Raw genomic sequence first — 15,299 nt, 5'->3', positions numbered from 1 at the left:
TCTGTTTACAGTTCTAATACTGCTTGTTTATAGATTTTACCTCTGTGTTCGTAGTTGTCAAACATATCGAAAGAAGCGCAGGCCGGGCTTAGTAGAACGACTTCACCCCGCTTGGCAACCGACGCAGCTTTCTTTACGGCTTCTTTCATCGAGTCCGCTTCAGCAAAGGTTGGCACAACATCACCAATCTGCGCTTTAATGGCGTTTTTTGCCTCGCCAATGGCAATAATTGTATGAACTTTTTTGCGGAGCTGAGACTCCAGTTCACGGTAGTCATTACCTTTATCGCGACCGCCTAAAATCAGTACAAGCGGGACATTGAAGCTGTCCAGTGCAAACCACACCGCGTTAATGTTGGTCGCCTTGCTGTCGTTGATATATTTCACACCGTTGAAAGTTCTTACATACTCCAGCCGGTGTTCAACGCCCTCAAAACTTCGCAGGCTCTCGCGAATGTGTTCATTTCGAATTTCGGACGCGCGAGCTGCCAGGGCCGTAGCCATTCCGTTGCTCAGGTTGTGTTTTCCGGGAAGCGCGATATCATCAATGTCCATAAGAGTCTCCTCTTTGTTATCGAGTCGAAAAATCAGTTTTCCATTTCGTACAAAAGCACCTTGCGGTGTTTCTGATTCTGTAGAAAAAGCCATCAGTTGAGGGGCATTGGCCCGTTCGGATAGCTTTTTTGCAAAACCGGAAACAGTGGAATCATCATAGTTGTAGATGAACCAATCCTTCTCAGTTTGATTTTCTGCGATTCTGAACTTGGAAGCTGCATAATCCTTAAAACTGCTGTTATAGCGATCTAAATGATCGGGGGTGATGTTTAAAATCACCGCTACCGACGGATGAAAACGGTTGATGTGATCGAGCTGAAAACTGCTCACCTCCAGTAATACATCTTTCTCCGGTGCGGTCTTTTCAACCAGCTCAGAGAATGCATACCCGATGTTTCCTGCCACTATGCACTCTTTTTCTGCGGTTTTCCACATATGGTGCATCCAGTTTACGACCGTTGTTTTACCGTTACTTCCTGTAACAGCCACAATAGGGGATCGGTTAAACCAGCTTGCCAGCTCAATTTCTGATATGACAGGTTTTCCGTTCATAAGATAGTGCTGTGCAATGGGGGATTGAGTTGGAACACCGGGGCTCAACACAAGAAAATCACCGCTCAGAGCTCTTTCTGAGTGGCTGTTCTCCTCAAACTCAATCGATTCTGCACGAAGCTTATCTGCAAAATGAGGCTGAACTGAACCCGCATCGGATAGAAAGGGTATGGCGCCTTTTCTCTTCAGAAGAGTAGCCGCAGCCACTCCGCTTCGGGCAGCACCTGCAATCGTGATATGTTGATCCTTCAGATCTATCATCGCAGTTTGAGGGTTAACAGACTCAAAATTCCCAGCAGGATGGCAATAATCCAGAACCGAACAACTATTTTGGGTTCCGACCACCCTTTCTTTTCGTAGTGATGGTGGATCGGAGTCATCAAAAAGACACGCCGACCTTCACCATACTTTCGTTTTGTGTATTTGAAATAGGTTGTTTGAATGATTACAGAGAGAGTTTCCACCATAAAAATTCCACATATAATTGGCAGCAGAAGCTCTTTATGAATCATCAGGGCGAGTGCACCCAATGCACCGCCAATGGCAAGTGAACCCGTGTCGCCCATAAAAACGGAAGCGGGATGGGTGTTATACCATAAAAATCCGAGGCATCCTCCAACAAGTGAAGCTGCAAAAATTGTAAGCTCTCCCGATCCGGGCAGATACATGATGTCCAGAAAACCGGAAAAGTCAGTTCGGCCCGAGACGTAGGCAAAAATTCCAAGTATAACCCCTGCAATGGCAGATGTGCCGGATAGCAATCCATCCAGTCCATCTGTTAAATTTGCAGCGTTGCTAACCGCTGTTATGATAAATACCACAAGAGGGATGTAAATCAACCAGCCGTACTCCTCACCAAAGAATGCGTAGTCGATATTCACATCTTTTAGAAAAGGAACCGTAGAGAGCGTATTAAACTCATCAAAAGCGGGCCAAAAATAGAGCATGGCCCCTAGCAGAAGTCCTACAAATACCTGCCCGCCCACTTTAAACCAGCCGTGCAGCCCGGATTTGTCTTTTTTAACCGTTTTAATGTAGTCGTCAATAAATCCGACAATTCCGAGAATGAACATCACCAGGATAATCATCCAGGTGTACACACTTTGCATATCCATCCAGAGCAGGGCGGGAATCAATGTGGCCAGAATAATGATGACACCTCCCATGGTTGGGGTGTTGGCTTTACTCAGATGTGTGTCTAATCCGATATCATCCCGAATAACCTCTTTCAACTGAAGTTTTTTCAGCCAGTAGATGATTTTTTTACCGATAATCAGGCTAATAATCAGAGAGGTGACGGCAGCGAGAGCTGTACGTGTGGTAATGAAGTTAAAAGCTCCAAAGCCGGGCGGAGAGTAGTTCTGGTTGAGCCATTCAAGCAGTGCGTATAACATCAGTTCACCTCCAGGCGGTTTGCATTCTTCTTTCTGGAAATGAGAGCCCTTCTGGCTTCCTCTCGGTCATCAAAGTGATCACGGATACCGTTGATCTCCTGGTAGGTTTCATGCCCCTTACCGGCAATCAAAATGATTGTATCGGATCCGTGATTTAACACAGCGGTTTCAATTGCTTCCCTGCGTGAGGGGATAGATTGATAAGTGAGACTTTTACTGAAACCGGATTCAATATCCTTGATTATTTTCAGCGGATCTTCAGTTCGCGGATTATCAGAGGTTACAAGGATTTTATCCCCGTACGTTTCGGCGATTTCTGCCATTTTAGGCCGTTTAGATGTATCACGATCGCCACCACAGCCAAATACAATGAGTAATTTCTGTCCTTTGGTTTTAAGCTCTGAAAGGGTAGAGGCAACATTCTCCAGTGCATCCGGAGTATGAGCATAATCCACAAATACCAGGGGTTCATTGGCAGATAGATAATTTGGATTTACTTTTTCGAGTCGTCCCTCTGCGCCACGGCACGACGGAAGCTGATCGGCAACAAGTTTTCCGTCATATCCCAATGAGGTGCCGATCAGAAGGGCTTGAACAACATTGTATGCATTAAATTTTCCAACCAGCGGAGAGAAAAATTTGGTGCCGTTTACGGAGAGTACAGTCTGTTCGGCCGTCATTTTAATTATGCTGGCCTGAACCTGTCCGAGCCCTTTGAAAGAAAACTCAATCACTTTTGCTTTTGTATCGGCAACCATGTGCTGTGCATACGGATCATCACCGTTGATGATCGCCCAGCTCGATTTTGGAAGCTCATCAAATAGAATTTTCTTGGCATCAGCATACTCATCCATCGATTTGTGATAGTCCAGATGGTCGAGGCTGAGATTTGTAAATGCGGCTACTTCAAAATCTATACCGGCCACGCGTTTTTGATGCAGAGCATGTGATGAAACCTCCATCACCAGAAAGTTGCACCCTTCATCCACCATCTGGCGCATGTCGGTTGCCAATTCGGTTGGATCTGCGGTAGTAAGCCGGCTGTCATACACACGATCACCAATCACTTTATGAACCGTTCCCAACAGAGCCGGATTCTGATTCAATTCTTTTAAAAGTTGCCAGACAAGCGTTGCAACCGTTGTTTTTCCATTTGTGCCGGTAATACCAATAATGGTTAACTCTTTGGCGGGATCCCCGGCAAATTTCTGTGCAAGAGGGGATAACAGATCGCGGGTGCTCTTAACCTGTAAAATCGCCTCTGAGTTAAGTTGAGATACCTTCTCTTCTGAAATGATGACAGAAGCACCCTGTTTCACGGCCTGCCCAATATATCTATGGCCATCCGTTTGAGTTCCTTTGATGGCGATAAAGAGGTCACCTTTTTCAACTTTTCTCGAGTCGAGACGCAGTTTGCCCATAGTTCCGGGATCATCTCCCTGAATAGAGATCGGTTTACAGAATGATATGAGCTCTTTAAATGTCATTTAGTTATTGGCAGCTACTGTGGTTGCCTGTTGCATCGGTCGGGCTTTTCCGCGAACGGTAACTGTTCGTCCTTTTCTCATCAAATCACCGGCTCTCGGAAACTGTGTATAAATTGTTCCTGAACCGATCATCTCAATATCCAATCCTCTGGATAGCAGCAGGGTGGTTGCCTGCCTCATATTCATATTTAGCAAATCAGGAATTTGTGCAAAACCGTCGGGAATGGAGTCCGTTTCCATGGTTCCCAACTTTATATTCAGGGAAGTGTTTCCGGCAATTTTTTCGCCCGCAGGTGGAAACTGTTCCATGACGTAATCGCCCGATCCTGAATAGCTTGCCCTAAGATTTTTATTATTTAGAATAAGTTTGGCATACTCCCGTCTAAGGCCTTCAACCTTAGGAGTAATGAGGCTGTCTGATGGAACTGTTGCATAATTTCCTTCAATCAGGCTTCGGTGAATGTCGTTGTCGAGCCCGGCAATGCGTGTTGCAATTTCTTTAAAGATGGAGCCTGCCGTAAATCCGCCATAGATACTTGTTCTGGGCTCATCCAACAATACAAATAGCACGTATTGCGGATCATCGGCCGGAAAGAACCCGGCAAATGATGCCCGGTATGCCGCCTGGTATCTGCCATCAATAAGTTTTTGAGCGGTCCCTGTTTTTCCGGCAATTCTAAGCCCTTCAACTTCAGCCCATTCTGCAGTTCCGGAGTCACTGACCACCTCTTCAAAAATGGGCAGCAGCTTTTCAATTGTGGAAGGTTTGGCTATTCTTCGAACAAGGTTCGGGCGGTTTTGACGAATTACATTTCCAAACTCATCCGTAATTCTATCAACCACGTAAGGGCGCATCATTTTACCGCCATTGGCGAAAGCACCGTATGCCTGAACCATCTGGATAGGAGTGGCCTGTACTTCATAACCGATAGACATCCAGGGCTGCGTTACACGACTCCATTCAAATGGTTTTTGGAGTCTTCCGGGCATTTCACTTGGCAGGTCGATGTTGGTTAGCGTTCCAAACCCCATATTCCGGGCGTATTGGTAGAGCGTTTCGGGTTTCAGCCGCAGAGCAATTTCGGATGTGGCAATATTGGAAGACTTGGCAATAACGCCTTTAAAATCAAGAGAACCAAGTGGATCGTGATCACGCATCATCTGACCGTGAATCATTTTTCGACCGTTTTCCGGTGTTTCAAAAATTTCATCAAAATCGACTACACCCTGCTCTACAGCGGCAATGGCTGTCACTAGTTTAAAGGTAGAGCCGGGTTCAATCATGTCAGAAACAGCGTAATTTCGCCGGTTTTCACTGTCGATGGAGGATGGAGCATTCGGATTAAAAGTCGGGTAGTTCGCCAATGCTTTAATGGCACCTGTTTTCGGATCCATCACAATAGCGGTGCCATATTTTGCCATGTGGCGTTTGATGCCGGCTTCCAGCTCCTCTTCAGTAATTGCCTGAATGTAAGCATCGATGGTGGTGTGGAGATTTAACCCCTGTTCCGGTTGCTTTTGCGGGGCACCGACATAGGCAAAAATTCTATTGCTCCTGTCTTTTCGAACCTGCTGTAATCCGTTGGTGCCTTTCAAAAGCGAATTGTAGCTGCTTTCCAGGCCTGACATTCCATCTATATTGTGATTTACAAACCCAAGCGTATGCGCCGAAAGAGAACCGAAATTATAATTCCGACGGTACTCCTCTTCAAGTATGAGAGTTCTGTAACCGAGTTCTTTCAGGTCGTCGTATGCCGAGACCGGTATACTTCTCTCCAGTACAATATAACGTGATCGGTTTGAGGCGTTTCGGATTACATTTTGATAGTACGAAGCAGATCGTCCGGTGTGTCTGCTTAAAACCTGAGCTACATTATTGAGTTGGTCGCGGGTTGTGGTAGGAGCAAGCGGATCTACAGCAACTTTATAGTTTATACTGTTTGTTGCAAGCAGTGAGCCATTTGCATCAAAAATATTGCCGCGCTGGGCAGAAATGGGAATTGTATCAATGGCCTGCTGACTCCAGAGCTCCTTCAATCCGTCACCTTCCAGTAAATTGACGCGAAAAATCTGCATAAGAATGGCCGCAGGCAGCAGGAACAGAAGTCCCAGCAGCAAAAACATACGTCCCATAATAGCCGATCTTACGTTCATTATCGTTTTTAAGGTTTTAGGTGAATGATTTGATCTGCCGGTCCGGCATTAATGAATCCTTGCTGACGAGCACGCTGATAGATCTCCTTTGGGCCAACCAGGCGGTCATACTCCAGGCGTGTTGCATTGTAGTGGCGCTGTGCTTTGTTGAATTCAATTTCCAGCTGCCGCACTTCCTGCAACGCCTGTTGTGTACTGAAAACATGACCGATATAGAGAATCCCGCAAACTCCTATCACAAAGCTTACGAGAATAACCTTCCAGGGGGTAAAAGCCGGAAGGGATGTCTTCTTTTTTTGATTAGGCTCTTTTTTTCGGGTACCATAGGTTCCCGAACTTTCATTAAATCCGTTGCTGCCTAAACCGTTTTTTGTCTTCCATCCGGCCGGTTTGCCGTATGATATACCACGGGGTTGAGATTTGGAATCCAGTTTATCTTTGATGGGAGTTTGAATGTACATCACTTCACCTCCTCTAATTTTTCAGCAACACGCATCTTTGCACTTCTTGATGCAGGGTTTCGTTCAATTTCCTCTTTTGTGGGGGTGATAATCTGCTTGTTCACCTGTTCAATTGGGGTGATCGGGTTCCCGTAAAAATCTTTTTCGATCTTACCTTCAAAATTTCCACTCTTAAAAAAGTTTTTCACCAAACGGTCTTCAAGAGAGTGGTAGGAGATGGCGACAATTCGCCCACCGGTTTTAAGAAGCTCAAGCGACTCCTTGAGTGCCAATTTCAAAACGTCCATTTCCCGGTTAACCTCAATTCTGATGCCTTGAAAAACTCTGGCAACAGATTTAATGGTGTGCTGACCTTTTACAACACTCTCCACTGCTTCACGGAGGTCGGATGTGGTTTCGAGTGGACGCCGATTGATAATCTCTTTAGCAATTTGCCGGCTTAACCGCTCTTCTCCATAGTGAAAAATCACATCGCGCAGTTTTTTGTAGTCGTACTCATTCACAACCTGATTGGCTGAAACACCACTCATAGAGCTCATGCGCATATCCAGCGGACCTTCGTGCTGAAAACTGAAACCGCGTTCCGGCTCTTTTATTTGATGTGTTGATACACCGAAATCAAACAGGATTCCGGAAATGTTTCCATGATATTCCTGAGGAACCAATGTCGGGAGGTAACCAAAATTTCCTTCCAAAGCAGTGAACCTGGTGTCGTTTCCGACTCGATCGGTTGCGGCTCGAAGGGCTTCATGGTCCTGATCTATCCCATACAGATGTCCTTTCGGGCCTAACTGCTGAAGAATTTTCTGGCTGTGTCCGGCGCCACCAAGTGTGGCATCTATATATATACCGTTTGAATCTGTAATCAGATATTCAACAGATTCTTGGAGTAACACGGGAATATGTTCGATAAAATCGGTCATAATTCCCCTCCGTTGTGCTGACCACCCATAACCTTTTCAAAAAGCTCCTGGTATGACTCAAAGCTGAGTTCGGAGTCGACTTCATCAAGTTTCTCAGGTGACCATATTTCAATTCTTTCACCGCTGCCAATAAAAATGGCGCTTTCCTGAATTCCGGACCAGTCCATTAAGTGGGATGGAAGAGAGATGCGATTTTGCTTGTCCAGAGCCAGATCTTCGGCGAATCGAAGGAAGTTTCGTTTTACAGTACGTCCCTGGCGGGAGAAACTGTTTATTTGGGAGAGTTTGTCTTCAACACGTTCCCACTCATCCTGTGGGTAGAGGTATAAGCAGGGTTCCAGGCCTCTCAAAAGGGTAAACTTCTCCTGTGCCTCCGGAGCGAGGTTCTTACGCAACTTAGCCGGAAAAGCAACACGGCCTTTGTTGTCTACACTGTGTTCATATTCCCCTTTAAAACTTGGCACGGGTATTCTCTATTTTGATCCCCTTTACTTCAGGAACCTGGATTGCTAAAACTTGTTGATAGCCGGATAAAACCGGGTACGGGAACGATTGCTAATTTATTCCCCACTATCTCCCACTTCTCCCCACAATGTACCTCATAGGCTCTGTACTTGTCAAGAAAAAAGTCTTTGGCAAATGAAAATTTTTTAAGTATCACGCAAACAGTTTGTAAATCGCCCTCAATTGATTGATTTGGCGGTTTATTGTGTAGGTGTTTTTCTGTGGGGAAGAAGTGGGAGGGAGTGGTAGAGGTATGGAATGTTATGATTTGTGCCTATGCCAAAAGAATTTTGAGAGCGGTGACACTTTTTATAGTTACTTGGCGCTTATTGAAGTAATGATCGATAGTTGAATTCAATTGCTGTTGATCGAAATTCAAACTTCACCTATATATAATGAGAAAGATCATACACTTTTTATCTTTAGTACTATTCCTGATAATTATAATGAATAACGAAGCTGATGCTCAGGATGGTAAAAAATCTTACCTGTTAAATTTCAATGAGTCAGCCTACAAAACATTAGTTTCTATGAGCGGGGAGAGAGGAGTTTCTGCAGAGGAGATAACGAAATGGGTTGCCGATAATGGAACTATTTTTAAAAATTTTGAAGGTGTGAAAAGTGAGCCTGCAGACGAGAGAGTACATCTTATGGTTTACATTGTTGGCAGGAGTGGAATTGCTGAAAAAAATAGTTTGCCTCTCCGGTTAAACGGTGAGCGTACCCAGATGGGCAGCGCTGTTCATCCGTCCGAACTATCAAGAGCTGTAAAGTTGGCTTTTCCGGGTGATCACTTTTTTCCCGGTGACAATTTTTTTCCGGGAGATCACTTTTTCCCCGGTGATCACTTTGTCACCTCAACTCAAGAAGCCGAACGAATGGCGGTCGATGTAGCAAACAGATCACTCCGGCAATCGAATTCAGAATTATCTATAGTTTTTATGCTGCTACCCGAAAAGATCGATAGATCAAATCCCGTTCAAAGCAAACCCGTAACATTTTTTGGGAGCATGAAATAACAAGTTCATCAAGAGAACCTCCTCACATTATACCGGGGAGGTTTTTTTATGAAAAATTACAGACAGAAAAACCATCGGTCAGTCTTAAAGTGCATTTGACAGCTAATCCAAATCCTTTACGCATATAGAGTTAAAGGTCAAATTGTGGTTCGATTAATTCAAATGGCCTAAATTTTAATTTAAAGAGTACATCAATGAGAAAAGTTATCTTATCAATATCGGGGATCTTATTATTTACAGTAATTTTTAATTCGAATTTATTAGCTCAAACTTCAGGAGAGTCTGTTTTTAGGATGGAATTGAATGAGAGGAGCTATAGCATGTTAGTATCTGACAGTAGAGAGAAAGGGGTTGCCCCGGAAGAACTTGCACGCTGGATTGTTGAAAATGGAAGACTGAGTGTAAAGTCAACTCAAGAACTGGATAACTCCGGCGGACAAATGTTATCGTTCATAGTGGGGGAAAATGGAATCATTGGTAAGGCAAGTCATCAGTTGATCTTATCTGAACGCCCTGTATCACTGAGCAGAATGATGAATGGACGGCAACTGGCCGGAGACTTGGATAGGTACATTCCTGGGGATGCTTTTATCCCCGGAGACGCATTCATTCCGGGCGATGCATTCATTCCCGGAGACGCATTCATCCCCGGAGATGCATTTTTAAATTTGGAGCGAATGGCTGTTGACATTGGGAGACGTGCATTAAGCCAAATGCGGAACAGCAAAGGTTCACCTTTGGCAATCATCCTATTTGCAGTGCCGGAAAAGAGCAATCCGGAAATGAAAATTGCTAGTATTCCAGCCATTGTAGTGGGAAGTGTGAAATAGTTTAGCCGTTGACATCTAAAAAACCTCCTGATGAAAAAGATCAGGAGGTTTTTTTAGATCTATATTTTCAGGAGATCTGCCAAAACGCCGGCAGCGGTAACCTCTTTTCCTGCCCCGGGACCCTGTATGGTTAAAGGTTGATCGTTGTATCGTTTGGTGCGAAGAGTAATGAGATTTGTGGTTCCGGTTAAACTGCCCAATGCAGAGAGTTTAGGTACAGCCTCAATGCCTACACTGATTTTCCTACCTGTCAGTTTACCTGTGTAGCGCAATACTTTTCCCTTTTGAGATTCTTCAGCAATTCTTTTTTCCCAATCCTTGTCTGAATCCTTCAGCCCCTCCAGAAATTGACCCGGCTCCACGTTTTGAAGATGTTCAGGAATAAGCGAATCAACTGCCACCTCATCCCGTTCTATCTTAATACCACAAACTCTGGCTAAAATCAGGAACTTGCGTACTACATCTTCTCCGGATAGATCATCCCGGGGATCGGGTTCTGCGTAACCGAGAGTTCGGGCTTTATTGACCGTTTCGCTGAATGAGGCTCCTTTTTCCAGCTCAGAGAAGAGATAAGTCATCGTACCGGACACCACTCCGCTGATTTCAAGGATTTCATCACCCGATGCAATTAAGTTCTTGACCGTACTGATAACAGGAAGCCCGGCACCTACATTTGTTTCAAAATAGAATTCGGCTTCATTTTCCAAGGCAATCCTGTGAAGTTTGTCAAAAGTTTCCTGGCTCTGAGTGTTGGCCAGTTTACTCGGTGTTACAATATGAATACCATGTTCAAACAGTGAAGGGTACAGTGTAGAGACTTCAGGACTTCCTGTTGCATCTACAAAAATAACGCTTCCCCGTTTATAGGTTGTAAGTTTTTTGATGATTTCATCCCAGTTCTTTGCGGGAGCTTTTTGCAAGTCTTTATGCTGGTAATGCACCTTCTCCCCATCAAGCCATTGAACGTGACGTGAATTACAATATCCCAAGACATTTAATGATGGGTGATTTTCCAGCTGCTGAATGAGTGTGCACCCTACAGCACCGACTCCGGCAATAAAGACTTTTTTCACGGGTTTGGGTTTGATGAATGGAGCAGATGATTTTTTAATGGCGTGTAAATGTGACATGGTTCAGATAAATTGAAGTTCTTTATGTTTTACAAATGGGATGATGATTTCATTGAGTTGATCAAATTCAATCAGGAATCCATCGTGGCCTGCAGGTGAATCGATCTCAGCATATCGCCCATTGGGGAGCAGGTCCGCAAGCTCTTTCTGTTCAGCAATGGGGTAGAGGTGGTCTGAACGGATACCTATGACCTGAACCGGAATTTCTACCCGGTCCAGAACCTGTTCAAAGTCACTGCGGCCACGGGAGATATCGTGTGAATCCATTGCTTTTGTCAGCGTAATGTAGGTATGAGCATCCATCCGTTTGGCCAGCTTTTCACCCTGGTGGTTCAGGTAGGACTCAATCTGAAATTGACCATCTTCATTTTGAAGCTTTCGTCCGAATTTTCGGTTGTAATCCTCCGGTGCCCGATAGGTGATCATTGCCATCATTCGGGCAGCAGCTACACCACGAAACGGACCCTCATTCAGTTCGTAGTTCCCATCTTTCCAGCCGGGATCGTTGGTGATGGCAGTTCTCTGAGCATGGCTGATACCGATCGCCCAAGGGGTATGAGCTTTCCCCATGGCGATCAGTACAGCTGAACGAGAACGGCGATCCATGATAATAAACTCCAGCGCCTGCATGCCGCCCATGGAACCGCCGATGACCAGTTCAATTCCGTTGATACCCAGCTGATCCAGAAACTGCTGCTGAAATCGCACCATATCCCTGATAGTCAGTTCGGGGAAGTCGTTGCGATAGGGCCGGCCGGTTTGCGGATTGACCGACTGCGGGCCCACCGATCCGTAGCAGCTTCCGGGAACATTGATGCAGATGATGAAATGCTGATCGGGATCGCAGATGTTGCCCTTGCCAAAGATGCCGGGAAACCACTCATCGGCAGCCGCATGGCCGGTCAAAGCATGACAGATCAGAACCACATTGTCGCGGCCGCCATTGAGCGTTCCCCACGTCTTGTAGGCAACTTCGGGCGACTCCAGCCGGGCACCCGATTCAGTGATAAAATGATCCTCCAAGCGGGTTTGCGTAATTCCTTGATTCATGTTTGCATCCTTCTGTTTGGTTTCAGGGTTCTGGTTGATGGCAGGCCCCTCCCGGCTTTATGCCGGAAGAGGCTTGCAGATATCTAATTAGGGTTGTTGAAATTGAATGGAGCCTTCAACGGGCACCGGATCGCGAACGATGTCGAGCACCGGGCATCTGTTAACCGAGAACTCTTCAAGCTGTTTCAGCTTTTTTTCATCCGTTTCATCCGTTTCAATCACGGTCTGGTAGGTGACTCCGGTAAAGCCCGGCCGCTCGTCAGAGAGGTTCAGGAATCCGTGCAGATCGAGTTTGCCCTGTACATCGACACGTACCGACGATACCCGGATGCCCAGTACGGTGGCGTACGCTTTGATGACAATTTCCTGGCACGCGGCAAAGGCGCCGAGTACATATTCAACCGGGTTGGGCCCCTTGTCGGTGCCGCCCAGGTCTTTGGGTTCATCAGAGTGGAACGTGAAATCCCGGACATTGATATCGGCCAGGAATCCCTCGGTAAGCTCTGAACGAGCCTTAAAGGTTGCACCGGCCTGTTTGGGGTCGCTCCGAATCCCTTCAATCAGGTTTAAAAGTGATTTTTCCAGTTCCGGATCGTGCTTGGGGGTGGTTTTGATTGTTGTACTCATGGGTTCTTTCGTTTTTAAATGTTTTTAAGCAGAGTGAGTATTCAGTTTTCGGCAGGTGTCAGGCCGCGGCTCCCTTTTGGCGTTCCTGTTCCTTTTCCCTGACCAGCGGGATCACTTTTTTTCCAAACTCCTCGAGTTCCGTATCGTAATTGAGAAATGCGGTTAGCACCAGGTCTACCCCCAGCTCTTTCAATTCGATGATTCGGTCGGCCACCTGTTCAGGGGTGCCGATCAACCCGGTTTTAAATCCGTCGTTGTACTGCACCAGGTCTTCGAAGGAAGAGTTGGCCCACATTCCTTCGCCCTCTTTTGATGAGGCACCGGCTTGCTGAACGGCTTTTCGAAACCCTTCAACGGCGTCATCGTTGGCATGGGTGATGATCTGTTCCAGCTGTGCGATTGCCTCCTCTTCGGTATCGCGTACAATCACAAAACCGTTGAGTGCAAACTTGACTTCCCGGCCCTCTTTTTGAGCGAGCTGTTTTACATCATCGATCTGATCCCGTATTCCCTGGTTGGTATTGCCGTTCATGAAATACCAATCGGAGACTTTGGCAGCCATCTGCCGGGCTGCCTTGGAGTTGCCGCCCTGGAAGATGGGAATACCCTCTTCGCGAACCGGTTTGGGTTTATGGGGGGCATCACTGATTTGGTAGAAGTCGCCTCTGAAATTGGCTTTCTCCTCACTCCAGAGCTGTCGCAGAACTTTAATAAACTCTTCCGATCGCCTGTAGCGCTCATCATGTTCCAGCCAGGGTTCGCCAAAGGAGGTGAACTCGCCCTTGAACCATCCGCTGACCACATTTACGGCTGCGCGTCCGCCGCTTACCCGGTCTATTGTAGAGAGTATTTTGGCGTAGACGGCCGGATGCCATAAACCCGGATGAACCGCTGAAATCAGGTTGATTTTATCGGTAACGGCAGCCAGTGCCGATCCCAGTGCAGCTGCTTCAAGCTGTTTGTCGGCGCCATAGCTGGCAATAAAGCGGGTTTGAAGCAGTGCGTAATCAAAGCCGTTCTGTTCTGCTGTTTGTGCGTATCGTTTGTTGGCCTCAAATGTCCAGTCGGTCTGTTGCGGCAACGTTGAAACCACAAGCCCGCCGCTGACATTGGGAACCCAGTATGCGAATTTTACGTGACTCATTTGTATATTTGGTTTGTCATGATGCCGGTTGGTCTTCCGCTAAAAAGTGCCTTCCGGCGTTATGGTTTTGAACCCGGTTCCGATTTTCGGAGCCGGGTTTTTTTGTTATGCTGCAGTATCGTGCTATGCAGTTACTTTAATTTTGCTGAATGCCTGTTCAAAATCGGCGATGATGTCGTCGATATGCTCGATACCGACAGATACCCGGATCAGGTCCTCCTTGACGCCGCTCGAAGCCTGCTCTTCATCAGAGAGCTGCTGGTGCGTTGTGGATGACGGATGAATCACCAGTGTTTTGGCATCGCCCACATTGGCCAGGTGGCTGGCCAGTTCCACGCCCTCGATAAATTCACGGGCGGGCTCATATCCTCCCTTGACACCAAAAGTGAGAACGGCACCGAATCGTCCCTCGCGGAGATATTTTTTTCCGTTCTCGTGGTGCGGATGATCGGGAAGGCCGGTATAGTTCACCCAGGAAACCGCACTCTGCTCTTTCAGCCATTCGGCCAGTTTCTGTGCGTTTTCCGCGTGCCGTTCGGCGCGCAATGAGAGAGTTTCAAGGCCTTGCAGCAACAGGAAGCTGTTGAAGGGTGAGATTGCGGGTCCGACATCGCGCAGTCCTTCCACGCGTGCACGAATGGCGAATGCGATATTGCCGAAGGGTCCGCCTTCACCGAAGACCTCCCAGAAGTTCAGCCCGTGGTAGCCGGGAGCAGGGTCGGTGAACAGAGGGTAGCGTCCGTTGCCCCAGTCAAAGTTTCCGGCATCAACGATCACACCGCCAATGCTGGTGCCGTGTCCGCCAATCCACTTCGTTGCTGACTGTACCACCACATTGGCACCATGGTCTATGGGACGCGCAATGGCTCCCGCAGCTCCGAAGGTGTTGTCGACAATTAGTGCCACGCCATGCTTCCTGGCAACGGCTGCGATGCCGTCAAAGTCAGGCACATTGCCCCGTGGATTTCCGATGCTCTCCACATAGATTGCCTTGGTATTGTCATCGATGGCGGCCTCAAAATCTTCAGGGGCGTCATCTCCGCCTACAAAATTTACATGGATTCCCAGCCGGGGAAGGGTCACCTTGAACTGGTTGTATGTCCCGCCGTAGAGGTTGGGTGTGGAGACGATGTTGTCTCCCGCTTGGGCCAGTGTGGTGATTGCCAGAAACTGTGCGGCCTGGCCCGACGCTGTGGCCACGGCGGCTGCACCCCCTTCAAGGGCAGCAATCCGTTTTTCAAAAACATCGGTGGTCGGGTTCATGATCCGCGTGTAGATGTTGCCGAAATCTTTCAGTGCAAAAAGGGTGGCTGCGTGTTCGGTATCATTGAACTGATACGAGCTGGTCTGATAGATCGGTACGGCCCTGGAGCCGGTTACAGGGTCAGGTTCCTGTCCGGCGTGAAGCTGCAGGGTTTCGAAATGATAGGTTTTATCTTGTCCGTTCGTGCTCATGGTTCTAAATGTTTA

Annotated in this window: 14 protein-coding genes; 2 read left to right on the top strand and 12 right to left on the bottom strand. The window is 47.0% G+C overall.

Annotated features, from left to right (window positions below):
- Positions 1 to 5: 5 nt before the first annotated feature.
- Genes murD through mraZ form a run of 7 tightly spaced genes read right to left on the bottom strand, consistent with a single transcriptional unit; the run spans position 6 to position 7,989 of the window.
- The gene (gene murD, locus BG260_RS11405; RefSeq protein WP_069132762.1) at positions 6 to 1,367 is read right to left on the bottom strand and encodes a UDP-N-acetylmuramoyl-L-alanine--D-glutamate ligase; all 1,362 of its coding nucleotides are present in this window, start codon (positions 1,365 to 1,367) and stop codon (positions 6 to 8) included.
- Positions 1,364 to 2,500, bottom strand: a complete 1,137-nt coding sequence (gene mraY, locus BG260_RS11400; RefSeq protein ID WP_069132760.1) for a phospho-N-acetylmuramoyl-pentapeptide-transferase — start codon at positions 2,498 to 2,500, stop codon at positions 1,364 to 1,366. Before mraY ends, murD begins: the two co-directional genes overlap by 4 nt.
- On the bottom strand, positions 2,500 to 3,987 hold the full coding sequence (locus BG260_RS11395; protein ID WP_069132758.1) for a UDP-N-acetylmuramoyl-L-alanyl-D-glutamate--2,6-diaminopimelate ligase: 1,488 nt from the start codon (positions 3,985 to 3,987) through the stop codon (positions 2,500 to 2,502). The genes mraY and BG260_RS11395 overlap by 1 nt, the downstream gene beginning before the upstream one ends.
- The gene (locus tag BG260_RS11390) at positions 3,988 to 6,141 is read right to left on the bottom strand and encodes a penicillin-binding protein (protein WP_069132756.1); all 2,154 of its coding nucleotides are present in this window, start codon (positions 6,139 to 6,141) and stop codon (positions 3,988 to 3,990) included.
- Between the two features lie 8 nt (positions 6,142 to 6,149).
- Entirely contained in the window at positions 6,150 to 6,602 is a 453-nt protein-coding gene (locus BG260_RS11385) for a hypothetical protein (RefSeq protein WP_069132754.1), read from the bottom strand.
- A complete protein-coding gene (rsmH, locus tag BG260_RS11380; RefSeq protein ID WP_069132752.1) occupies positions 6,602 to 7,525 on the bottom strand; it encodes a 16S rRNA (cytosine(1402)-N(4))-methyltransferase RsmH in 924 nt (307 codons plus the stop codon). The genes BG260_RS11385 and rsmH overlap by 1 nt, the downstream gene beginning before the upstream one ends.
- On the bottom strand, positions 7,522 to 7,989 hold the full coding sequence (gene mraZ, locus BG260_RS11375) for a division/cell wall cluster transcriptional repressor MraZ (protein ID WP_069132750.1): 468 nt from the start codon (positions 7,987 to 7,989) through the stop codon (positions 7,522 to 7,524). The genes rsmH and mraZ overlap by 4 nt, the downstream gene beginning before the upstream one ends.
- 486 nt (positions 7,990 to 8,475) lie before the next feature.
- Between mraZ and BG260_RS11370 the strand changes: the two genes are divergently transcribed.
- Positions 8,476 to 9,048 (top strand): hypothetical protein, encoded by a 573-nt coding sequence (locus BG260_RS11370; protein WP_141691589.1) that lies wholly within the window; start codon positions 8,476 to 8,478, stop codon positions 9,046 to 9,048.
- 320 nt (positions 9,049 to 9,368) lie between these two features.
- The gene (locus tag BG260_RS11365) at positions 9,369 to 9,878 is read left to right on the top strand and encodes a hypothetical protein (RefSeq protein ID WP_141691588.1); all 510 of its coding nucleotides are present in this window, start codon (positions 9,369 to 9,371) and stop codon (positions 9,876 to 9,878) included.
- A gap of 59 nt (positions 9,879 to 9,937) precedes the next feature.
- On the opposite strand, the gene BG260_RS11360 is transcribed toward BG260_RS11365, so the two are convergent.
- The 5 genes from BG260_RS11360 to BG260_RS11340 all read right to left on the bottom strand — a co-directional run bounded on the left by BG260_RS11360 (position 9,938) and on the right by BG260_RS11340 (position 15,284).
- Positions 9,938 to 11,008, bottom strand: a complete 1,071-nt coding sequence (locus BG260_RS11360; protein ID WP_069132744.1) for a homoserine dehydrogenase family protein — start codon at positions 11,006 to 11,008, stop codon at positions 9,938 to 9,940.
- A 3-nt stretch (positions 11,009 to 11,011) separates the two neighbouring features.
- Positions 11,012 to 12,058 carry a homoserine O-acetyltransferase MetX gene (gene metX / locus BG260_RS11355; RefSeq protein WP_069132741.1) on the bottom strand — a complete coding sequence of 349 codons (1,047 nt, stop codon included), beginning with the start codon at positions 12,056 to 12,058 and terminating at the stop codon, positions 11,012 to 11,014.
- Between the two features lie 87 nt (positions 12,059 to 12,145).
- Positions 12,146 to 12,685 carry an OsmC family protein gene (locus BG260_RS11350; RefSeq protein ID WP_083750282.1) on the bottom strand — a complete coding sequence of 180 codons (540 nt, stop codon included), beginning with the start codon at positions 12,683 to 12,685 and terminating at the stop codon, positions 12,146 to 12,148.
- A 58-nt stretch (positions 12,686 to 12,743) separates the two neighbouring features.
- A complete protein-coding gene (gene sfnG, locus BG260_RS11345) occupies positions 12,744 to 13,829 on the bottom strand; it encodes a dimethylsulfone monooxygenase SfnG (protein ID WP_069132740.1) in 1,086 nt (361 codons plus the stop codon).
- Between the two features lie 123 nt (positions 13,830 to 13,952).
- The gene (locus tag BG260_RS11340) at positions 13,953 to 15,284 is read right to left on the bottom strand and encodes an O-acetylhomoserine aminocarboxypropyltransferase/cysteine synthase family protein (protein ID WP_069132738.1); all 1,332 of its coding nucleotides are present in this window, start codon (positions 15,282 to 15,284) and stop codon (positions 13,953 to 13,955) included.
- Positions 15,285 to 15,299 lie beyond the last annotated feature (15 nt).

This window comes from Rhodohalobacter halophilus (genome assembly GCF_001715195.1).
GTDB lineage: Bacteria > Bacteroidota > Rhodothermia > Balneolales > Balneolaceae > Rhodohalobacter > Rhodohalobacter halophilus.
Note: the sequence above shows the minus strand (reverse complement) of the source record. Positions and strands in the feature narration are given on the sequence as shown.